This window comes from Actinomadura formosensis (assembly GCF_050948385.1).
In the GTDB taxonomy this organism is placed as follows: domain Bacteria; phylum Actinomycetota; class Actinomycetes; order Streptosporangiales; family Streptosporangiaceae; genus Spirillospora; species Spirillospora formosensis.
Window position 1 is genome coordinate 3,296,912 of the sequence record NZ_CP192011.1, and the last position, 21,482, is coordinate 3,318,393.

Genomic DNA, 21,482 nt, shown 5'->3' on the forward strand with positions numbered 1-21,482 from the left:
GCCCGGAGTACGCGGAGCGCCGCGCGGCCATGCTGGAGAAGCTGGCGGCCCTGGACGCCGAGCACGCCAAGGCGCTGGAAGGGGGCGGGGAGAAATACCTCGCCCGGCACCGCAAGCGCGGGAAGATGCTGGCCAGGGAGCGCATCGAGCTGCTGCTCGACCCGGACTCGCCGTTCCTTGAGCTGAGCCCGCTGGCCGCGTGGGGCAGCGACTTCCCCGTCGGCGCGAGCGTCGTCACCGGGATCGGGGTCGTCGAGGGCGTCGAATGCATGATCGTGGCGAACGATCCGACGGTGCGCGGCGGGTCCAGCAACCCCTGGACGGTGAAGAAGAGCTTCCGGGCGTCCGACATCGCGCTGGAGAACCGGCTGCCGGTCATCAACCTGGTCGAGTCGGGCGGCGCGGACCTGCCGACGCAGAAGGAGATCTTCATCCCCGGCGGGCGGATGTTCCGGGACCTCACCCGGCTGTCCGCGGCGGGCATCCCGACGATCGCGCTCGTGTTCGGCAACTCCACGGCGGGCGGCGCCTACATCCCCGGCATGTGCGACTACGTGGTCATGGTCAAGGAGCGCGCGAAGGTGTTCCTCGGCGGGCCGCCGCTGGTGAAGATGGCGACGGGGGAGGAGGCGGACGACGAGGAACTCGGCGGCGCGGAAATGCACGCCCGCACCTCCGGCCTCGCCGACTACATGGCCGTGGACGAGGCGGACGCGCTCCGCCTCGGACGCCAGATCGTCAAGAACCTCAACCACCGCAAGCCCGGCCCGCCGCCCGGCCCGGTCGAGGAGCCCCGCTACGACCCGGAAGAGCTGGCCGGGATCGTGCCCGACGACCTGAAAGTCCCGTTCGACCCCCGCGAGGTCATCGCCAGGATCGCCGACGGGTCGCGGTTCGAGGAGTTCAAACCGCTCTACGGGACGAGCCTCGTCACCGGCTGGACGCGCGTCCACGGCTACCCGATCGGGGTGCTGGCGAACGCGCAGGGCGTCCTGTTCAGCGAGGAGGCGCAGAAGGCGGCGCAGTTCATCCAGCTCGCCAACCAGAGCGACACCCCGCTGCTGTTCCTGCACAACACGACCGGCTACATGGTCGGCAAGGAGTACGAGCAGGCCGGCATCATCAAGCACGGCGCCCTGATGATCAACGCGGTGGCCAACAGCAAGGTCCCGCACATCTCGATCGTGATGGGCGCCTCCTATGGGGCGGGCAACTACGGCATGTGCGGCCGGGCCTACGATCCCCGGTTCCTGTTCAGCTGGCCCAGCGCGAAGTCGGCGGTGATGGGCCCGCAGCAGCTCGCGGGCGTCCTGTCGATCGTGGCGCGGCAGGCGGCGCAGGCGCGCGGGCAGGCCTACGACGAGGAGCAGGACCGTGCGATGCGGGAGATGGTCGAGACGCAGATCGAGGCCGAGTCGCTGCCGTTCTTCCTGTCGGGACGGCTCTACGACGACGGGGTGATCGACCCGCGCGACACCCGTACCGTCCTCGGCCTGTGCCTGTCCGTCGTCCACAACGCGCCCGTGCGCGGAGCCGACGGCTTCGGCGTCTTCCGGATGTGAGCGATAAATGATCAACAGAGTGCTGGTCGCCAACCGGGGCGAGATCGCCCGCCGCGTCCTGCGGGCCTGCCGGGACCTCGGCATCGGGACGGTCGCCGTCCATTCCGACCCCGACGCGGACGCGCCGCACGTCCGGGAGGCGGACGTCGCCGGGCGGCTTCCCGGAGCGTCCCCCGCCGAGACGTACCTGGCGGCCGGGCGGCTCCTCGCGGTCGCCGCGAGCGCCGGGGCCGACGCCGTCCATCCCGGCTACGGGTTCCTGTCGGAGAACGCCGGCTTCGCGCGGGCCGTCCTCGACGCGGGCCTGACCTGGATCGGCCCGCCGCCGGACGCGATCGCCGCCATGGGCTCCAAGATCGAGGCGAAGAAGCTGATGGCCGCCGCCGACGTCCCCGTGCTGCCCGAGCTCGACCCGGCCCGGGTGGCGGACGCCGATTTCCCGCTGCTGGTCAAGGCGTCCGCGGGCGGCGGCGGGCGCGGCATGCGGATCGTCCGGGCCCCCGGCGAACTCGACGACGCCGTCGCGGGGGCGCGCCGCGAGGCCGAGTCGGCGTTCGGCGACCCGGCCGTGTTCTGCGAGCCCCTGCTGGAGGACGCGCGGCACATCGAGGTGCAGATCCTCGCCGACGCGCACGGCACCGTCTGGACGCTCGGCGAACGCGAGTGCTCCATCCAGCGCCGCCACCAGAAGATCATCGAGGAGGCGCCGTCCCCCGCCGTCGGCCCGGACCTGCGCGCCCGGCTGTGCGAGGCGGCGGCGAACGCGGCCCGCGCCATCGGCTACACCGGCGCCGGCACCGTCGAGTTCATGCTCGCGCGGGACGGCCGCTTCTACTTCCTGGAGGTCAACACCCGCCTCCAGGTCGAGCACCCCGTCACCGAATGCGTCTACGGGGTGGACCTCGTCCGGCTGCAGATCGAGATCGCCGAAGGCGCACGGCTCCCCGCCGCCCCGCCCGAACCCCGCGGCCATGCCATCGAGGTCCGCCTCTACGCCGAGGACCCCGCGCACGACTGGCGGCCCGCCAGCGGCACCCTGCACACCTTCGAGGTGCCGGACGTGGACGCCGAGTTCGCCGTCCCGGCCGGGCACGGGCTGCGGCTCGACAGCGGCGTGCAGAGCGGTGACGACGTCGGCGTCCACTACGACCCGATGCTCGCCAAGGTGATCGCGTGGGCGCCGACCCGCGCCGCCGCCGCCCGCAGGCTCGCGGCGGGGCTGCGCGGCGCCCGCATCCACGGCCTCAGCACCAACCGGGACCTGCTCGTCCGGATCCTGGAGGAACCCGGTTTCCTGGACGGCGACACCGACACCGGCTACCTCGACCGCACCGGCCTGGACACCCTGGCGAAGCCGCTGGCGGGCGAAGCGGCGGTGCGGGTGTCCGCGCTGGCCGCCGCGCTCGCGCTGGCCGCCGCGAACCGGTCCGCCGCCCCGGTGCTCGGCGGGCTGCCGTCCGGGTGGCGCAACGTCCGGTCCCAGCCGCAGCGCAGGACGTTCGAAGGCCCGCACGGGACGGTCGACGTCGACTACCACCTGCACGGGGGCGTCCTGACCTCCGGGCTCTGCCCCGGCACGTCGCTGATCGCCGCCACGCCGGACCGGGTCGTCCTCGGCCACGACGGCCTCCGCGAGACCTTCACCGTGGCCACGGCCGGGGACGCTGTTCACGTCGACTCCCGCCTCGGCCCGGTGACGCTCACGGCCGTCCCGCGCTTCGCCGACCCGAGCGGCCGGATCGCCCCCGGCTCCCTCCTCGCCCCCATGCCCGGGACCGTCGTCCGCGTCGAGACCGAACCGGGCGCGGACGTCGCCGAAGGGCAGACCCTCGTCGTCCTGGAGGCGATGAAGATGGAGCACCGCATCGCCGCGCCGTCCGCCGGGACGGTCACGGAACTGAACGTCGCCGCGGGACAGCAGGTCGAGTCCGGTGCCGTCCTCGCCGTCATCGAAGGGAAATCCGCATGAGCTTCGTCGAGACCGAGGAACGGCGGGCGCTGCGCGCGGCCGTCGCCGAACTGGGCGCCGCGTACGGGTCCTCGTACTACGTGGAGAAGGCCAAGGCCGGGCAGAAGACCGGCGAACTGTGGGCCGAGACGGGACGGCTCGGCTACCTCGGCGTCAACGTGCCGGAGGAGTACGGCGGCGGAGGCGGCGGCATCGGCGACCTCGCCGCCGTGTGCGAGGAACTGGCCGCCGCGGGCTGCCCGCTGCTGCTCATGGTCGTGTCCCCGGCGATCTGCGCGACGATCATCGCCCGGTCCGGCACCGAGGACCAGAAGAAGCACTGGCTGCCCCGTTTCGCCGACGGCTCGGTCAAGATGGCGTTCGCGATCACCGAGCCCGACGCCGGCTCCAACTCCCATCGCATCACCACCACCGCGCGCCGAGATGGCGCGGGCTGGGTGCTGAACGGGCAGAAGACGTTCATCTCCGGAGTGGACGAGTCGGACGCCGTCCTGTTCGTCTCCCGCACCCAGGACCAGAAGGGCAACCTGCGGCCGTCGCTGTTCATCGTCCCGACCGGCACGCCCGGCTTCACCCACACCCCCATCGACATGGAGATCGTGTCGCCGGAGAAGCAGTTCATCTGCCATCTCGACGACGTCCGGCTCCCGTACGACGCGCTCGTCGGCGACGAGGACGGCGGGCTGCTGCAGTTGTTCGCCGGCCTGAATCCCGAGCGGATCATGGCGTCCGCGATGGGCGCCGGCATCGGCCGCCTCGCCCTCGGCAAGGCCACCGCCTACGCCAGGGACCGGCAGGTGTTCAAGACGCCCATCGGCGCGCACCAGGGCCTCGCGCACCCGCTCGCCGCCGCGAAGATCGAACTGGAGCTGGCGCGGCTGATGGCGCAGAAGGCCGCCTGGCTGTACGACGAGGGCGACGACATGGGCGCGGGCGAGGCCGCGAACATGGCCAAGTACGCCACCGCCGAGGCCGCGATCCACTGCGTCGACCAGGCCATCCAGACCCACGGCGGCAACGGCCTCACCACCGAGTACGGCGTCGGGATGCTCGCCGGTGTGGTCCGGCTGATGCGCATCGCCCCGGTCAGCCGCGAGATGATCCTCAACTTCGTCGCGCAGCACTCCCTGGGCCTGCCCAAGTCCTATTGAGGTCATTTCCGGCGGCGGGGACGGTGCGCGCCCTACACTCCTGACAGCTCAGCGCTCCCGATCAACCCCAACGCGAACTCGAAGGACGTCCGTGTACGGCCCTCCGCCAGTCCCCCCGCCAGTCCCGCCGCCCGTTCCACCGCCGTTTCCCTCGCCCGCGTTCCCCCCGCCCGCCGCCGTGCCGCCACAGGCCGCCGCGGCACCGCGCCGCCGCCGTCTCATGGCCTGGGGACTGGACACCGCCCTTCTCGTCGGTGCCGCCCTCCTCCTCGCCATGATGACGTGGGGACGGCTCAACGGGCTCCTGGGCGATGGCCTGTGGGGTGACGCGCTGTCCGCGGCGGGAGGGCTGCTGCTGACCGGCGGTGACGTCCAGAAGGCCGCCGAGGACTTCGGCATGGGCCTCTGGCAGGACGTCGTCGGCGCGGTCGAGCAGGCGCTGCTGCTCCTCGTGCTGGTCGAGTTCCTGCATCAGTTCGCCGGGCTGGCCTGGACCGGCAGAACCCTCGGCAAGGCCGTCCTGGACCTCCGCCTCGACAACACGGCGGCGACCAAGTCCCGCGCGTTCCGCCGTTCCCTGGCGACCACGGCGGGCGGTACCGGCCTGTACTGCACCGCCTGGATACTCCTCCTGCACGGTCTGTTCTTCTTCGCGGTCCTGACATGGCTGGCGGCCGTCGCGGTCTTCCTGGCCAACAGCGCCCCGGCGCTGGTGGGGCCCCGCCGCACCCTCGCGGACCTCGTGGCGGGCACGACCCTGGTCCGCGCGGGCGGCTACCGCCGGGCCGCGCAGGCCGCCCGGCAGGGCGCCGCCGTCGTCTGGGACGGCACGCAGGCGGCGGGCCAGGTGGCCGGCCAGGCCGCGGGCCAGGCCGTCCGCGACAACGCCGCCCGGCTCGCCCAGGCCGAACGCGTGCAGCGCGCGCTCCAGTCGGACCGCACCCGGCAGGTGCAGGACATGGGCAGGCGGTTCGGCGGGCGCCTGAAGAACGCCTACGGCGAACGCCGGGCGGCCCGCGAACGGCCCGCGATCCCGCCGGAACCCGAACCGCCGGCCATCCCGCCGCCCGCGCCGCACTACGACCCCTACGCCCGGCCGGATCCGTACGGGGCCGGCCACGCGGACCCGCAGTGGTACGCGCCGCGCGAGGGGGAGCGGTAGCGGTCTGGACGGCGGCGGGCGTCAGGCCGGCAGGCGCATCCGGCGGATCGCCAGCCGCTCGATGCGCGCCTCGTCGATCTCGTGGCCGAGACCCGGCTGGGTGAGCGGGACGCCCACGACCCCGCCGGAGGAGCGGACGGGCGGCGTCACGAACACCGGCCCGCCCGCCGGGTCGGACACATCGCTCGGCAGTGTGCAGCCGGGCAGGCTGGCGAGCGCGACGGCGGCGGCCTGCCCGATCCCGAACGCGCCGCACCCGCTGCACCACACGTCCCACCCCGCCGCGTACGCCAGATCGTGGGCGCTGCGGGCCGCGGTCAGCCCGCCGAGCCGGTCGAGCCGCAGATGCAGGGCCCGGCCCGCGTTCAGGGACAGGGCCGCGTCGAGGGTCTCCAGGTCGCCGACGGCCGGGGCGACGGCCGTGCCCACCCGCCGCTGGAGCCGGGCGTGCGCGGCCAGGTCGCCGGCGGGGAACGGGCGCTCGATCGCGGCGAGGCCGTAGCCGCCCAGAGCCTCCAGCACCGCCAGATGCTCGGGCGACTCGGTGTAGGCGTGCCCCGCGTCCGCGATGAGCGCCAGCGCCGGGTACGCCTGCCTGATCGCGCGGACGGGCTCGATGTCCCAGCCGGGGCGGATGTCCAGCGTGACGCGGGTGTGGCCCGCCCCGACGGCCCTGTTGACACGGGCCGTCACCGTGTCCAGCACCGGTTCCGGGGAGATCCGCGCGCCCGTCACGATGGACGTGCGGGTGCCGCCGAGCGCGTGCGCGAGCGGCAGCCCCCGCGTCCGGCACCACAGGTCCCAGCAGGCCGTGTCGACCGCGGCGGCGGCCTCGTTCGCGCCGAGGTCGGCGGCGGCGGACACGTCCTCCGGACGCTCCCAGTCGAGCCCGATGAGCGCCGGGCCCATCCGCTTCTCGATGTCCGCCCAGGCCGCGCCCGGATGCGCGGCCCCGGCCGGGACGGCCATCTCGCCCCAGCCGACCGCGTCGCCGCCGGTGAGGCGGACGAGGACGCTCTCCGGCCGCCGTCCGCGCGGCATCGCCACATGGAAGGCGTCGCAGCCTTGGATCACAGGCACCCGCACCCGCCCTTTCGCAGAGGTCGTCTCCCTCTATGATCCACCTGGCCGGACGCCGCTCGTCACGGGCAGCTGGCCTCCAGCGACACCGGTTTGGTGTCGGGCTTGGGTGAGGCGGTGCCGTCCGGCGAGTTCGGGGACGGGCTCCTGGACGCCTTCGGGGACGCGCCGGCGCTCGGCGCCGTGCTCGCCGGGCGCGGATCGTTGTTGACCGCGTCGGACGCCAGCTTGCGGATCAGCTTGAAGTCGGGGTTCCCGGTGTAGATCAGCGGCGGCACGAACTGCAGGCTCCGGATCTGCGCCCCGTCCTTGACCTTGTTCGACAGCTTCATCAGCGCGGGCAGCAGTTCCTGCGGGATGTCGGTCGACAGCGTCCGCTTGGCGGCCGCGGCGAGCTTGTCGAAGCTGGTGAGGACGGTCTGCGGGTCGGCCTGCTCGGCGATCGCGCGCATCAGGCACTTCTGCCGGCTCATCCGGACGTAGTCGCTGCTGTTGGTGCGCGACCGCCCGTACCAGAGGGCCTCCTTGCCGTTCAGCTTCCGGTCGCCGGGCTGCAGGACCGAGCCCTCCAGCCCGTACGGGATCGGCTCGGTGACCTTGATCTTGACGCCGCCCATCGCGTCGACGATGTCGGCGAACCCGAACATGTCGACGAGGATGTAGTAGTCGACGCGCAGCCCGAGGACGCCGGCGATGGTGGCCTTCAGCAGTTCGGGGCCGCGGTGGTTCTTCGGGACGCCCGGCACCACGTCCGGGTGCTGCTCGGCGTACTCGTACACCTCGTTCAGCAGGCCCGGGTTCAGCGGGCCGTCGCCGGTGAAGCCGTAGGGGAACCGGTCGCGGGCCGGGCCGGGCGGCATCGGGAAGTGCTCCAGGTTGCGCGGCAGGCTCAGCAGCACCGTGTTGCCGGTCTTGGTGTCCACGCTGGCCAGCGTCATGCTGTCGGTGCGCACGCCGGTGCGGTCGGCGGCGGCGTCCCCGCCGAGCAGCAGGATGTTGACGCGGGCCTGCCCGTTGAACGGGTCCTCGGTGTCGACGCGCTTGCCGTTCTGGCTGCCGGTGCGGAAGATGCTGGTCAGCGCGTCCCGGTAGACGTAGGTGCTGTGCGCCGACCACGCCACCGGCACCGCGACGCCGAAGCACATCACCGCGACGGACGCGGCGCCGAGCGTCTTGGCGCTGAGCGCCATCTGCGGCGGCCGCAGGTGCTGGTAGGAGCGGATCACGACGAGGATCCAGAGCACGCCCAGCGCGACCAGCGCGGCGGACAGGCGCTGCAGCACGTCCGGCTGGACGGCGAGATGCAGCAGGTCCGAGCGGTACACCGTCGCGGCGCCCGCCGCGACCGCGGTGAGCGCCGCGTACAGGGCGAGGAGCAGCCCGCCGGCGATCCGGCGGCCGGTGACGAAGTGGGCGATGCCCCAGACCAGGGCGGACGCGAGGGTCAGTGCGAGCGCGCGAGGAAGACCCCGCGCCCCGCCGGAGGAACCGTCCTCGTCCTTCTCCCGCGTATGCCGACTTCGCGTCCGACCCATGTACGCTCCGATTCCCACCCACGGTGTTTTAAGCCCCCGGCTCACATTATGGACGCGCTGAACCGGGCAAAGGTTGCGTGGGAGTCGACCGCATGCGAGCGGGTGTTGCCACTGAGGCAACTGGTGTTCAGGATAGGCAATCCGGCCGGTTTTGGGGAACCGACGCGATCATCACGGGATCGTGATCTTTACCAGCTGGTGGACAGCGGCATGCCCTCGGCGAACCCCGAGGGGTTCTGGATGCCGACCGTCACCCGCTCGTGGAACTCCTCCAGCGTCCGCGCGCCCGCGTAGGTGCACGAGCTGCGCAGCCCCGCCACGATCTGGTCGATCAGATCCTCGACGCCGGGACGCCGCGGGTCCAGGAACATCCGGGAGGTGGAGATGCCCTCCTCGAACAGGGCCTTGCGGGCACGGTCGAACGGGGAGTCCTCGGCGGTGCGCAGCCGCACCGCCCGCGCCGACGCCATCCCGAAGCTCTCCTTGTAGAGCCGGCCGTCGGCGGCCCGCTGCAGGTCGCCGGGCGACTCGTAGGTGCCGGCGAACCACGACCCGACCATCACGTTCGCGGCGCCGGCCGCGAGCGCCAGGGCCACATCGCGCGGATGCCGGACCCCGCCGTCGGCCCACACGTGCCGGCCGAGCCGGCGCGCCTCCGCGGCGCACTCCAGCACGGCGGAGAACTGCGGGCGGCCCACCCCCGTCATCATCCGGGTCGTGCACATCGCGCCGGGGCCCACGCCGACCTTGACGATGTCGGCGCCCGCCTCGATCAGCTCCCGGGTGCCCTCGGCGGTCACCACGTTGCCCGCCACGACCGGGACGGGCGGGTCCAGGCTGCGGACGGCGGCGAGCGCGCTCATCATCTTGTCCTGGTGGCCGTGCGCGGTATCGACGACGAGCAGGTCGGCGCCCGCGTCCAGCAGTGCCTTGGCCTTGCCCGCGGTGTCCCCGTTCACGCCGACCGCCGCGGCGATCCGCAGCCGTCCCGCGTCGTCCACGGCGGGCTGGTAGAGGGTGGCGCGCAGCGCGCCGGTCCGGGTCAGGACGCCGGCGAGCCGGCCTTCGGCGTCGACGACGGGGGCGAGGCGGTGCCCGCGCTCGTGCAGCCGGTCGAACGCCTCCCGCGGGTTCACGCCGGCCGGCAGCGTCACCAGGTCGCGGGACATGATGTCGCGCAGCTGGGCGAACCGGTCGACGCCCTGGCAGTCGGCCTCGGTGACCACGCCCACCGGACGGTCGTCCGCGACGACGATCACCGCGTTGTGCGCCCGCTTGGGCAGCAGCGCCAGCGCGTCCCCGGCGGTGCTGGAGGGGTCCAGCCGGATCGCCGTGTCCACCACCAGGTCGCGGCCCTTGACCCAGCCGATCACCTCGGCGACCACGTCGGCCGGGATGTCCTGCGGCAGCACCGCGATCGCGCCGCGCCGGGCGACGGTCTCGGCCATCCGGCGGCCGGACACGGCCGTCATGTTGGCGACCACGAGCGGGATCGTCGTCCCGCTGCCGTCGGAGGTGGACAGGTCGACGTCCAGGCGCGACCCGACCGAGGAGCGGCGGGGAACCATGAAGACGTCGTTGTAGGTGAGGTCGTGAGCGGAACGCTCACCGTTCAGCAGGCGCACGGCTGTACAACACACCAATCGCGGATCTGAGTGGCTGGACCACCGTACATTCTCGGCCATGCCCGGCTATGGTCCGGTCGAGCCCGCCCCGTATCGCCCGGGTCCGTGGCCCGCGAGGCCGTACCCAGGGGTGATGACTCTGTGTCCCCGGGGCGCGACCGGCCGATCCGCGATGCTGATCCGGCCCTCTTCCTGGCATAACGAAAACGAACTCCCCGAGCGTATGGAAAACGATGCAACGTGGGGCTTGGCTCTCTGTAAAGTTACCTCTTGACGTAACTGCGCCCACGATGCACTTTTTTTACATGTATCGCACGCGGACGGCAGACCCGCCGTAAGGGGCGTGACAGCGGAACACCGGGAGAAGCGCATGCAGGCCACGCACGTGAGCCCGGCCGGCCGTGCCCGCTCGCGCCGTGCGCCGCCCCTGCCGCGCCGCGTCCCGCGTAGTGCCCGCCGGAGTGATCATCACCACCCCGCGCGCCCCCCGCCCCGGGCGGGGCTCGCCGTGCGCCCGGCCCGGGTGCGGCAGCGTTGCGCTGCCGTACCGGTTTTCGGGGCGCCGGAAACGTCGCCGGGCCGAACCGGTCGCCGACGCTTCAACGGCCACCGGGCATGGCGAACACAGGCAAGATCAATATTTGACGTCATACCGTCCTGAAATGGAATGATCTTGCAGTTGCTGGCAAAACGATTCATCACATGTCGAGGAGGAGAGCCGTGCTGGATGCGGTCGACGCCGTGCTCGTCCGCGAGCTCCAGCGGGATGGGAGGGCGACGTTCCAGGCGCTCGCCGACCGGGTCGGGCTTTCCCGCACGGCCGTGCGGGCACGGGTACAGCACCTTCTCGAAACGCAGGTCGTCCGGGTGGTCGGCATCGTGCACGCGGCCGTGGTCGGGGCGGAGGCGATCGGGCACGTCTCGGTCACCGTCGACGGCTCCTCCCGGGAGGTGGCCACGGTCATCGCGGAGCGGGCCGCCGTCAGCTTCACCGCGCTGACCGCGGGCCCGTACGACCTGGTCGCGCAGGTGCGCACCCGCGACGATGCCACGCTCGCGGCCGAGGTGGACCTGATCCGGTCCGTCCCCGGCGTGCGCGCGGCGGAGGTGTTCCGGTCGGTGTCCACCGTGCGCGACACGCATGCGGTGGTGCGCGAGCTCGGCGAGGTCAGCCTCGACGACATCGACTGGCGGCTCCTGCACGAGCTGCAGCGCGACGGGCGCGCCCCCTACACCCGGCTCGCGCACGTCATCGGCCTGTCGCAGGCCGCCACCCGGGCCCGGGTGGTCAGGCTCATGCGCACGGGCGTCATCCAGGTCACCGGGCTGGCCGATCCGCTCGCCCTCGGCGCCGCCGAGCTCGGCGGGTTCGGCCTGGTGGTGACCGGCGGGCTGCGGAAGGTCGCCGAGGCGGTCGCCGCCCAGGACGGCATCCGCTACCTGGCGACCGGCTTCGGCCGCTACGACATCGTCGGGCAGGCCGAGGCGGCCTCCCGCGGGGAGCTGGTGGCCGTGCTCGACGCCGTCCGGTCCGTGCCCGGTGCGACGGTCCGGGAGTCCTGGCATCACCTGGACGTGATCAAGGAGTCCTACGCCGTCGAACTCCCCGAGCATCCCTTCAACGGGTTGCTCTGATCGGAACCGCCGCCCCGGCCACGGTGCCCGCCGTGGCCGGGGCGGCGCATGTCCCGCATCCGGGCGGACACCCGGCCCACCCCGCGGACCGGCGGGCTCAGCGCGCGTCGCGGCCCGCCTCCTTGGCGAACGTCAGGAAGTCGCGGGCGGCGGGCGGCAGCCGGCGGTGCGCGTGCACCAGCCCGATCATGCGGACGATCGGCGGCATGAACGACCGGACGGTCACGCCCTCGGTGTCGTCGATCTGGTTGCGGTACCACAGCAGGGAGCCCATGCCGGCGCGGACCCAGCCGAGCCACGCGCTCCGCTCGTCGGACTCCACCGCGGGAACGGGCGTCGCGCCGATGCGGCGCAGGACCGCGTCGATCTCGGCGCGGCGGGCGCCGCCGCGGGCGGGCAGCACGAGCCGCATGCCGTCCAGCGCGGCCGGCGGCACCGGCTCGCGGACCTTCAGCGCGGGCGGCGAGATCAGCACCACCTCGCGCTGCTCGAACGGGTGCGCGGTCATGTCGCCGGGGACGGGCAGATCCGTCAGCGCGAGGTCGGCCCGGCCCGTGCGCAGCGCCGCCGCGACCTGGTCGCGGTCCGCGCAGCGGAGCACCCGGACCCGGACGGCCGGCTGGTGGCGGGCGAAGCGGGGGACGAGCCGGCCGGTCAGCTCCGGCTCCAGCGATGCGGTGACCGCGATGCGCAGTTCTGCGCCGCGCCCGTCGGCCCGGGTGACCGACAGCCCCTCGATCGCCTCGACGGCGCCCAGCGCGATACGGGCCTGCCGGACGACCTGCTCACCGACGTCGGTGAGGGCGACGCCGCGGCCGGACCGGGCGAACAACTCCACGCCGAGTTCGCGCTCCAGTTCGCGGACGGCCCGCGACAGCGCGGGCTGAGCCACGTAGAGAGCCTGGGCCGCCGACGTCATCGTGCCGTGGTCGGCGGTCGCCACGACATAGCGCAGCTGCCGCAGATTCATGTCCCGACCGTATGCCAACGAACCGCTCGGGGCCTGGACATAGCCGGAATCGGTCCGGCGGACATCGGCCCGGAGCCGCTGATCAAGGCCGCAGGTCAGCCCGTGCGCCCGCGGCGTCCCGCCGCCCGGGCGGTCACCGGATCACCAGTGATCGGGGCTGAACGGCTCGTCCTCGGGACGCGCGGACTCCGACAGCAGCCGCAGGTCCGACTCGACCATCATCGTCACCAGGCCCTCGAACGTCACCTCGGGCTCCCAGCCGAGCTGCTCGCGGGCCTTCTTCGGGTCCGCGCACAGCAGGTCGACCTCGGCCGGGCGCGTGTACCTGGGGTCCAGGACGACGTGGTCCTCCCAGTTCAGGCCCGCCGTGCGGAACGCGAACTCCACCAACTCCCGCACCGACTGCGTCTTGCCCGTTCCGATGACGTAGTCCTCGGGGGAGTCCTGCGCCAGCATCATCCGCATCGCGCGGGCGTAGTCGCCGGCATAGCCCCAGTCGCGCCGCGCGTCCAGGTTGCCGAGCCGCAGTTCGGTGGCCAGGCCCAGCTTGATGCGCGCCGCGCCCAGTGACACCTTCCGCGTCACGAACTCGGCGCCCCGGCGCGGCGACTCGTGGTTGAACAGGATGCCGCTGACCGCGAACATCCCGTAGGACTCGCGGTAGTTCTGGGTGATGTAGTGCCCGTAGCTCTTGGCGACCCCGTACGGGCTGCGGGGATGAAACGGGGTCCTCTCGTTCTGCGGCGTCTCCCGGACCATCCCGAACATCTCCGAGGAGGACGCCTGGTAGAAGCGGATCTGCTCGCGGTCCGGCGTGCGGGACGGGCTGATGCCCGACACCACGCGGATCGCCTCCAGCATCCGCAGCACGCCCATGCCGGTGACCTCGGCGGTGAGCTCGGCCTGCTGCCACGACATCGGCACATAGGAGATCGCGCCCAGGTTGTAGACCTCGTCGGGCTGCACCCGCTCCACCGCCGAGATCAGGCTGCCCTGATCCAGCAGGTCCCCGGTGGTGATCTGCACGTCGCCGATGTGCTTGCGCAGCCGCGACACATGGGGGTTCGCCTGCCCCCGCACCAGGCCCCAGACCTCGTATCCCAGCTCAAGCAGATGCTCGGCCAGATACGAGCCGTCCTGTCCGGTGATGCCGGTGATGAGTGCTCGCCTGGACAGCGGATCCTCCATGGCTGAAATAGGTCCGACGCGGGCCCACCACGGGTGGAACCCGCAACGAGCGTGAAATATGAGATTACCGACCGCGCCGCGACAATGACGAGGGAGGGCGCCGTTTGAACCGAATTCCCTTCTGGTTCGCCCGCCGGGCCCCGGCTGTGCCACGGTGAGATCCATCATGAGCTCTCCGGACGTGCCGCCGCTGCGGCTGAACGGGCGCGAGATCGGCCGCCACGCGATCATGGCGGTGGTGAACCGCACGCCCGACTCGTTCTTCGACAGGGGCGCCACCTACGGCTTCGGCGCGGCGCTGGACGCCGTCGGCCGGGCCGTCGCCGCCGGCGCGGACATCGTGGACATCGGCGGCGTGAAGGCCGGGCCCGGTGCGGACGTCGGCGTCGCCGAGGAACTGCGCCGGGTCGTGGACCTCGTCGCCGCCGTGCGGGAGCGGTATCCGGACGTGGTGATCAGCGTCGATACCTGGCGCGCAGAGGTCGGCGAAGCGGTCGCGCGGGCCGGCGCGGACCTGCTGAACGACACCTGGGGCGGGCCCGACCCGCGCCTGGCCGAGGTGGCCGCCGCGCACGGCGTCGGGCTGGTCTGTGCGCACGCGGGCGGTCTCACGCCCCGCACCCGCCCGCACAGGATCGGCTACGACGACGTCGTCGCGGACGTCGTCGCGCATGTCACGGCCGGGGCCGAGCGCGCGGTGTCCCTCGGGGTGCGCCGCGACGCGATCCTCATCGACCCGGCCCACGACTTCGGCAAGAACACCCGCCAGTCACTGGAGATCACCCGGCGGCTCGGTGAGCTGACCGCCACCGGATGGCCGGTCCTGGTCGCGGTCTCCAACAAGGACTTCATCGGCGAGACGCTCGGCCGCCCCGTCGGCGGGCGCGGCGTCGGCACCATGGCCGTCCTCGGCGTGTCCGCGCTGCTCGGCGCCCGCGTCTTCCGCGTCCACGACGTCCCCGCCGCCCGCCGCGCCCTGGACGCCGTCACCGCCCTCGGCGCCTGATCCGGCGGCGCGCCGCGGCCGCCGTCAGTGCGCGGCCTCGCGCTGGCGGGCCCGGTAGGCCGCCACGTGCATGCGGTTGCCGCAGGTGCGGCTGTCGCAGTAGCGGCGGCAGCGGTTGCGGGACAGGTCCACCAGGACGCGTGAGCAGTCCGGCGCCTCGCAGGTGCGCAGCCGGTCCAGCTCGCCGGCCGCGACCACGTACGCCAGCGCCATGCCGCAGTCGGCGGCCAGGTGCTCGCCGAGCGGTGCGCCCGGCGCGAAGAAGTGCACGTGCCAGTCGTAGCCGTCGTGGTCGGTCAGGTGCGGGGTGGGGCGGACCTCGCCGACGATCTCGTTGATCTGCCGGACCGCGGCCGGCACGCCGTCGGCGCGGAACACCGCGTGGAACCGGTCGCGCAGCTCCCTGGCCCGGCCCAGGTCGGCCTCGGCGAGCTCGCCCACGTCGCTGAACCCGTGGCGTTCCACGAACGCGCACAGGTCGGGCAGCCCGCCGAGCCGTTCGGCGCCGGCCGCCGCCGGGCCGGTGTTGATCAGCTCGACGACGATGGCGAGCGCGCGCTCGGTGTCATGAGTGAAGATCACGATGACTCCAGTCTCAGGGGACCGGGGCGGTCGTGCTCCCGGCGCCGTCGCCGGGGCCGGAACGCGGCCCGTGGACTCCACCCTATGCCGAGGACCGCGCATGCCGGCGCCCACCCCGAGCGGATGGGCGGCCGTGCCCGGTGGCCCGATCCGGCCCTCCGGGTGCGGTCAGCGCTCGTAGTGCGGGTCGGCGACGACCGGGTAGTACGCGTCGGTGTGCTGGATGCGCATCGTGACCGCCGTGCCCTCCAGCGCGTAGTCGGCCTTCACCTGGCGGAACATCGAGTCGCTCGCCCACGGGTTGTAGAGCCGGCCCACGGTGGCCCCGTACCGCAGGTGGACGACGTCGTAGCCGCCGGAGGGCATCGACTCCAGCGCCAGGCCGTCGGCCAGCGAGACGGCGAACCGGAACTCCGAGGGGGCGTCGGGGCCGTGGATCACGGTGAGCAGCCGCACCCCGCCCGCCGTCGTCTGCGCGACGATGTCGGTGTCGACGTCCACGCCCACGAAGACCCGCAGGCTGGGACGCAGCACCTGCGCGACCGTATCGGCCGCGGTGGCGTCGATGCCGAGGTGGATCCGCTGCCCGTCCCTGGTGGGCACCCAGACCCCGTCACGGGCCCGCTGGCCCCATGCCACGTCGGGGTTCTCCATCTCCTGGGGCTCGTTCTTGCCCCGCGCGACGAGAATCCTGGAGGCGGCGTTCATCGCCGCGGCAGCCCCGTCCCGTGCATGCCTCATGACGGGCCCCCTCGCCTTCCTTCACACATGCGTGACTTCGCGCTCATCCTGGGTTCACCACGGGCAAGGCGGACCGGACGTTCGCTGTCCTGCCGCTGGTCGATTCGTGACGTTCGCCCCGTGCGTCGTTGGACCTTACACCACGTTATCCGTGCCAGTCGGGCCGGACGCAGAACGTCCGCGCCGCAGGTCCCGGCCGATTCCCGCGCCGGTCACGCGGGCCGTGACGGTGCGCGCCCGGACCTTCACACAGCGAGCCGCGGGCCGTCCGGCGACCGGGCGGCCCGCGGCTCCCCCCACCCCCCGTCAGGCGAGCGCGGGCTCTCCCGTGGTGACGCTCACCGACAGGTCCTCCAGCACCTCGCTCAGCCGATCCAGGGCGCTCGCGATCCACGGCAGGGCCGCCGGCGCCGGCGCGGCCAGGGCCGCGTGGCGCTGCTCGTCGTCCTCCCCGTAGAGCAGGCTCGGCGCGACCCGCATGCGCAGCGCCGACGGGGCGTCTCCGAACGAGCTGCCGGGCAGGACGCCGACCCCGTACCGCTCCAGCAGCAGGTGGGTGAGGTCGGCGGCGGTGCGGACGCCGTGGTTCTCGCTCAGCACGTCCCGCAGCGGCCCGAAGTCGGGGTAGAGGTAGAAGGCCGCTTCCGGACGGGGTACGCGCGCCCCCGCGGCGGCGAACCGGTCGGCGACCGCGCCGGCGACCGCCGCGTGCAGGCGGCGGCTGCGGTCGATGTGCTCGACCAGTTCGGGCGGCTCCGCGAACGCGTAGGCGGCGGCGTGCTGCATCGGCGCCGGGGCGCTGGACCAGATCTCGCTCGCCACCCCGAGCAGGCTGTCATGCAGCGCGCGGCCGAACGGCCCCTCCGGCAGCCGCGCGACGCCCAGCCGCCAGCCGCCCGCCGCGAGGCTCTTGCTCAGCGCGGTCGTCACGACGGTCCGCTCCGGCGCGTACAGGGCCGGGCTCGGCACCGCGCGTTCCGGCGCATGCACCAGGTCGCGGTAGATCTCGTCGGAGATGACGACCAGGTCGTGCTCCCGCGCGACCGCGCACAGCCGCCGGACGGTCGCCTCCGAGGCGACCGTCCCCGTCGGGTTGTCGGGCAGCGTCACCACCACGGCCCGGACGTCGCGGCCCCGTGTGCGGGCCCGCACCACGGCGTCGGCGAGCAGTGCCGGGCTCGGCACGCCGCCCTCGCCGGGCGGGGTGGCGACACGGATCGGCTCCGCGCCCGCCAGCGAGGCCTGCGCCGCGTAGCTCACCCAGCTCGGCGCCGCCACCACGACGTCGCCGCCCAGCGAGGCCAGCAGCGCGAACAGCAGCGGCTTGCTGCCGGGCCCGGCGACGACCGTGGACGGGTCGGTGGGCAGCCCGCGCCGGGCCCAGTACCCGGCCGCGGCGGCGCGCAGCGCGGCCGACCCGGCGACCGGGCCGTAGGCGCCCCGGCCCGCGGCCGATTCCAGCTCGCGGGCCAGGGCGGGATGTATGGGGATCCCGGCCTCCCCGAAGCCGAGGGGGAGCACGCGTTCGCCCTCCCTGCGCTTGCGGGCGATCGCCTCGTTGACCGCGAGCGTCGCCGACAGCGGGACCTGACGGGGCGAGAAGGACAGCGCCCGGACGGATGCGGGTCGATTCTGAAGGGGCTGGTTCTGGGTAGGCATCAATGCTCCAAGGGCATGACGAAATTACGGTGGGTGACCGTTGAATTCCCGTGTGCGACCCGGCCGGGCACAGATCAAATGTTGCCCGCATCGAGCATCATTACAAGCGAGTCTCATCGATGCTGACCATAAGGTGGTCTGATGCTTGAACTGCGCAGGCTGCGACTGCTCACCGAGTTCGCCCGCCGCGGCAGCATCGCCGCGACCGCCTCCGCTCTCGGATACACCCCTTCCGCGGTCTCCCAGCAGCTCGCCACGCTCGAACGGGAGGCCCGCGTCCCGCTGCTGGACCGCACCGCCCGCAGCGCCGAGCTGACCGACGCGGGACGCCGGCTCGCCGAGCGCGCCGAGGAGATCCTCGGCCTGGTCGAGGCGGCCGAGGCGGAGCTGTCGGCGCAGGCCGACGCGCCGTCGGGCCGGATCGTGGTGACCTCGTTCCCGACCGCCGCCGTCGCGCTGGCGCCCGCGCTGGCGCGCAGCCTCGGCGAGCATCCCGGGCTGACGTTCGTGCTGCGGCAGACGGTGCCCGGCGCCGGCATCGGCCAGGTGCAGAGCGGCGAGGTCGACATCGCCCTCATCGACGACTGGACGGGCAAGGTCCCCGACCAGGCGCCCGCCGCGCTGGAGTTCTTCCACCTGCGCCGTGATCCGCTGGTGCTGGTCGTCCCGCATTCGCATCCGCTGTCGGACCCGGACCGGCCCGTCGACCTGCAGCGGCTCCGGGAGGAGCCGTGGATGGCCGCGCCGCCCGGTGAGCCGTCCCGGCAGGCCGTCGAGCGGCTGCTGGACGCCGTCGGCGGTGCCCGCCCGGTGCCCTGGGAGTTCGAGGGGCTGCACACGATCCTCAGCCTGGTCGCGCGGGGCCTCGGCATCACCGCGGTGCCCGCGCTGGCGCTGGCCGCCGGCGACCGGGGGGTGGCGGTGCGGCGCATCCCCGAGTGCACGCTGGCCCGCGAGGTGTACGCCGTCACCCGGGCCGCGAGCGTGCGCAGGCCGTCGGTGGCGGTGGCGCTGCGCGCCATCTACGCCGCCGCGCGGGACGTCCAGACGATCCCGCCGGAGGGCTGATCCGGATAAAGGTTGACCCGAAAAGAGGGCCAACCCTGGATGAGAACAGCGCCGATCCGCGTTTAAAGTCGTAGTAAGGCCGTTCCACCGGTTCGACTCCGGCCGCATCCCGGCCGCATCCGGCCGCGACCCGCACTTCAGGGGTCCCGTCGCCGAACCAAGGAGGGAACGGGCGCACGGGCCCTGATCGTCCCAAAACGGACGGACGCGTGCGGATCATCACGTACCGTGGGGCGAACCGTGAGCACATCCGAGTCCATGAACATCGATCGGGGAGCACAGCGCTCGATGGAACGACCGGCGACAAAATCCGCAGAACCCCCCGGGGAGGTTCCCGCGTCCGAGGCCCCATCCGAGGCCCCGGGTGGTCTGACCCGGGCGCCGAGGGACGGCCACGCAGGGGCCGGCGGGCACCACCTGTTCGAACTGCCGCGGGTGACCGCGCTGCTCATGCACGCGTTCCCGCGCTTTGTGGAGGGCGTCATCGCGCCCGTGGTGGTGTTCTACACCGCGCTCATGCTGCTCGGCCTGAACGGCGCGCTCATCGCCGCCGTCGTCTGGGTGTACGGCGGCATCGTCTACCGGTATGTGCGCGGCCATCCGGTGTCGGGGATGCTGCTGCTGGCCGCGGTCGGTGTGACCGTCCGCGCGGGGCTGGCGGCCGCCACGCACAGCGCGGTCATCTACTTCCTGCAGCCGACGCTCGGCACGCTCGCCGTCAGCATGGCCTTCCTCGCCTCGGTCCCGCTCGGCAAGCCCCTCGCGATGAAGCTCGCCAAGGACATGGCGCCGATCCCCGACGCGTTCTACAAGCACGCCAGGGTCCACCAGTTCTTCCTGCGGATCTCGCTGCTGTGGTCGGCGGTCCTGCTGGTGAACGTGGGGGTCAGCCTCTGGATGCTGTTCAACGAGTCGCTCAGCATGTACCTGTGGATCCGCACCGGCGTCGTCGCCGGGCTGGGGGCGATCGGCATCGCCCTCTCGGTCTGGGGCTTCAAGCGTGTCGTGCATCACATCAACCGCGAGCCCGTCCCGTCCGGGGCCGCCGCCTGAGCAGCGGTTCCCCAACGAACGCCCCGAACTTCCCCAAGGTTCGGGGCGTCTCCATGTGTAGCTACATTCATTCGACGGGTTTGGGGGAGTTCGTGGCGACTAATGGGCGGCTGGCGCTGGTGCTGACCGGCGGCACGGGCGTGGTGGCGATGCTCGTGACCGGCTGCGGGGTCGGCGGCGCGGGCAAGCTGGCCTCGGGCGGGTCGGACACCGCGGTGACGATCACCCCGGCCAACGGGACCGCCCAGGTCAAGCCGGACGGCACCATCGAGGTGAAGACCTCGGGCGGCAAGCTGCAGAACGTCACCGTCCAGGGCGGGGGCGCGACCATCACCGGCGAGTTCGGCGACGGGCGCAAGACATGGCGCTCCACCCGCACCCTGACCCCCGGCACGTCCTACACCGTGACCGCGCAGGCCCGCGACGGCGGCAAGACCCGCACGGCGACCAGCGCGTTCACCACGCTCAAGCCGACCGGGACACTGTCGATCACGGATGTGACCCCGAACGTCACGGGCGAGAAGGTCGGCATCGGGATGCCGATCTTCGTCCGGTTCAACCGCCCGGTCACCGACAAGGCCGCCGTGGAGCGGACGCTGCGCGTCACGCCGGACAAGCCCGTCGAGGGCGCCTGGCGCTGGCTGGCGCCCGACCAGGTCGTCTACCGGACGAAGACCTACTGGCAGCCGCACCAGACGGTGCGCTTCCACGCCGCGCTGGCCGGGGCGAACGCGGGCGGCGGCGTGTACGGGGCCAAGGACGCCCAGGCGACGATCAGCATCGGCGCCGCGCAGATCACCACCGGCGACATCGGCGGGCACCACATGACGGTGACGCGGGACGGCAAGAAGCTGCGCACGATCCCGTTCAGCGCCGGCAACGGGCAGACGCGGGAGTTCACCACCACCAGCGGCGTCCACCTGCTGATGGAGAAGGGCAACCCCGTCACGATGACGTCCCCGGGCCGCCAGGAGGGCGACGCCGGCTACTACAAGACGGTCGTCAACTACGCGGTCCGCTTCTCCAACAGCGGCGAGTACGTGCACTCAGCGCCCTGGTCGGTCGGATCGCAGGGGTCGGCGAACGTCAGCCACGGCTGCCTGAACGTCAGCCCCGCCAACGCGAAGTGGTTCTACGACGTCGTGCAGCGCGGCGACGTCATCAAGCTCACCGGCAGCGACCGCGAGGTCGAGTGGGACAACGGCTGGAGCTTCTGGCAGATGTCGTTCGACAAGTGGCGCGAGGGCAGCGCCCTCCGCTGAACCTTCCGCTCGAGCCCACCGCCGGGCCCTGCCGCCGGGTCCCGCGGAGGTCCGTCATCGCGTCCGGGGCCGGAGGCCGGCTCCGGATCACCCGCCGTGCAACGCTTTGATCTCGGACCCCCGCCGAAACGCCCGGACGTGGCATGATCTCGATTTTTTGTCGCTAATGTCTCCCTGATAGACGGCGGGGTAGTGGAGGTTCGAGGTGCAGCGGAGGTTTTCCGCAGGGGTCCG

Annotated in this window: 17 protein-coding genes; 9 read left to right on the forward strand and 8 right to left on the reverse strand. The window is 72.7% G+C overall.

All coding sequences use genetic code 11. The annotated features are described in order from the left end of the window. Nucleotides 1–29: 29 nt before the first annotated feature. The 4 genes from ACQP1N_RS15590 to ACQP1N_RS15605 all read left to right on the forward strand — a co-directional run bounded on the left by ACQP1N_RS15590 (nucleotide 30) and on the right by ACQP1N_RS15605 (nucleotide 5,844). The gene (locus ACQP1N_RS15590; RefSeq protein WP_433232720.1) at nucleotides 30–1,562 is read left to right on the forward strand and encodes an acyl-CoA carboxylase subunit beta; all 1,533 of its coding nucleotides are present in this window, start codon (nucleotides 30–32) and stop codon (nucleotides 1,560–1,562) included. A 7-nt stretch (nucleotides 1,563–1,569) separates the two neighbouring features. Further along, nucleotides 1,570–3,531, forward strand: coding sequence for an acetyl/propionyl/methylcrotonyl-CoA carboxylase subunit alpha (locus ACQP1N_RS15595; RefSeq protein ID WP_433232070.1), 1,962 nt, complete (start codon nucleotides 1,570–1,572; stop codon nucleotides 3,529–3,531). Beyond that, on the forward strand, nucleotides 3,528–4,682 hold the full coding sequence (locus ACQP1N_RS15600) for an acyl-CoA dehydrogenase family protein (protein WP_433232073.1): 1,155 nt from the start codon (nucleotides 3,528–3,530) through the stop codon (nucleotides 4,680–4,682). The genes ACQP1N_RS15595 and ACQP1N_RS15600 overlap by 4 nt, the downstream gene beginning before the upstream one ends. 220 nt (nucleotides 4,683–4,902) lie before the next feature. After that, nucleotides 4,903–5,844 (forward strand): hypothetical protein, encoded by a 942-nt coding sequence (locus ACQP1N_RS15605; protein WP_433232075.1) that lies wholly within the window; start codon nucleotides 4,903–4,905, stop codon nucleotides 5,842–5,844. A 21-nt stretch (nucleotides 5,845–5,865) separates the two neighbouring features. Here the strand turns inward: ACQP1N_RS15605 and ACQP1N_RS15610 are convergent, their stop codons facing one another. From ACQP1N_RS15610 to ACQP1N_RS15620, 3 genes are all read right to left on the reverse strand, one after another. After that, nucleotides 5,866–6,924 carry an enolase C-terminal domain-like protein gene (locus ACQP1N_RS15610; protein ID WP_067803030.1) on the reverse strand — a complete coding sequence of 353 codons (1,059 nt, stop codon included), beginning with the start codon at nucleotides 6,922–6,924 and terminating at the stop codon, nucleotides 5,866–5,868. 62 nt (nucleotides 6,925–6,986) lie between these two features. Then, nucleotides 6,987–8,459, reverse strand: a complete 1,473-nt coding sequence (locus ACQP1N_RS15615; RefSeq protein ID WP_433232078.1) for an LCP family protein — start codon at nucleotides 8,457–8,459, stop codon at nucleotides 6,987–6,989. A gap of 188 nt (nucleotides 8,460–8,647) precedes the next feature. Next, the gene (locus ACQP1N_RS15620; protein WP_433232723.1) at nucleotides 8,648–10,027 is read right to left on the reverse strand and encodes a GuaB1 family IMP dehydrogenase-related protein; all 1,380 of its coding nucleotides are present in this window, start codon (nucleotides 10,025–10,027) and stop codon (nucleotides 8,648–8,650) included. 777 nt (nucleotides 10,028–10,804) lie between these two features. On the opposite strand from ACQP1N_RS15620, the gene ACQP1N_RS15625 reads away from it, so the two are divergent. After that, on the forward strand, nucleotides 10,805–11,719 hold the full coding sequence (locus tag ACQP1N_RS15625) for an Lrp/AsnC family transcriptional regulator (protein WP_067803003.1): 915 nt from the start codon (nucleotides 10,805–10,807) through the stop codon (nucleotides 11,717–11,719). A gap of 97 nt (nucleotides 11,720–11,816) precedes the next feature. Here ACQP1N_RS15625 and ACQP1N_RS15630 read toward each other — a convergent pair whose 3' ends face one another. Continuing rightward, nucleotides 11,817–12,689 carry a LysR family transcriptional regulator gene (locus ACQP1N_RS15630; protein ID WP_067803011.1) on the reverse strand — a complete coding sequence of 291 codons (873 nt, stop codon included), beginning with the start codon at nucleotides 12,687–12,689 and terminating at the stop codon, nucleotides 11,817–11,819. Between the two features lie 141 nt (nucleotides 12,690–12,830). Beyond that, nucleotides 12,831–13,865, reverse strand: a complete 1,035-nt coding sequence (gmd, locus tag ACQP1N_RS15635; RefSeq protein WP_067803033.1) for a GDP-mannose 4,6-dehydratase — start codon at nucleotides 13,863–13,865, stop codon at nucleotides 12,831–12,833. A gap of 178 nt (nucleotides 13,866–14,043) precedes the next feature. On the opposite strand from gmd, the gene folP reads away from it, so the two are divergent. Continuing rightward, nucleotides 14,044–14,883 (forward strand): dihydropteroate synthase, encoded by an 840-nt coding sequence (gene folP, locus ACQP1N_RS15640; RefSeq protein ID WP_433232081.1) that lies wholly within the window; start codon nucleotides 14,044–14,046, stop codon nucleotides 14,881–14,883. Between the two features lie 24 nt (nucleotides 14,884–14,907). On the opposite strand, the gene ACQP1N_RS15645 is transcribed toward folP, so the two are convergent. From ACQP1N_RS15645 to ACQP1N_RS15655, 3 genes are all read right to left on the reverse strand, one after another. Then, nucleotides 14,908–15,465 carry a CGNR zinc finger domain-containing protein gene (locus ACQP1N_RS15645; protein WP_067803015.1) on the reverse strand — a complete coding sequence of 186 codons (558 nt, stop codon included), beginning with the start codon at nucleotides 15,463–15,465 and terminating at the stop codon, nucleotides 14,908–14,910. 168 nt (nucleotides 15,466–15,633) lie between these two features. Further along, entirely contained in the window at nucleotides 15,634–16,206 is a 573-nt protein-coding gene (locus tag ACQP1N_RS15650; protein ID WP_067803018.1) for a hypothetical protein, read from the reverse strand. 306 nt (nucleotides 16,207–16,512) lie between these two features. Next, on the reverse strand, nucleotides 16,513–17,865 hold the full coding sequence (locus ACQP1N_RS15655) for a pyridoxal phosphate-dependent aminotransferase (protein ID WP_084263241.1): 1,353 nt from the start codon (nucleotides 17,863–17,865) through the stop codon (nucleotides 16,513–16,515). Between the two features lie 141 nt (nucleotides 17,866–18,006). Here ACQP1N_RS15655 and ACQP1N_RS15660 point away from each other — a divergent pair, with 141 nt between their 5' ends. From ACQP1N_RS15660 to ACQP1N_RS15670, 3 genes are all read left to right on the forward strand, one after another. After that, nucleotides 18,007–18,933 carry a LysR family transcriptional regulator gene (locus tag ACQP1N_RS15660; protein ID WP_067803021.1) on the forward strand — a complete coding sequence of 309 codons (927 nt, stop codon included), beginning with the start codon at nucleotides 18,007–18,009 and terminating at the stop codon, nucleotides 18,931–18,933. A 435-nt stretch (nucleotides 18,934–19,368) separates the two neighbouring features. After that, nucleotides 19,369–19,986 carry a VC0807 family protein gene (locus ACQP1N_RS15665; protein WP_242608963.1) on the forward strand — a complete coding sequence of 206 codons (618 nt, stop codon included), beginning with the start codon at nucleotides 19,369–19,371 and terminating at the stop codon, nucleotides 19,984–19,986. Nucleotides 19,987–20,078: 92 nt separating this feature from the next. Further along, nucleotides 20,079–21,248 (forward strand): Ig-like domain-containing protein, encoded by a 1,170-nt coding sequence (locus tag ACQP1N_RS15670; protein WP_433232086.1) that lies wholly within the window; start codon nucleotides 20,079–20,081, stop codon nucleotides 21,246–21,248. Nucleotides 21,249–21,482: the final 234 nt, after the last annotated feature.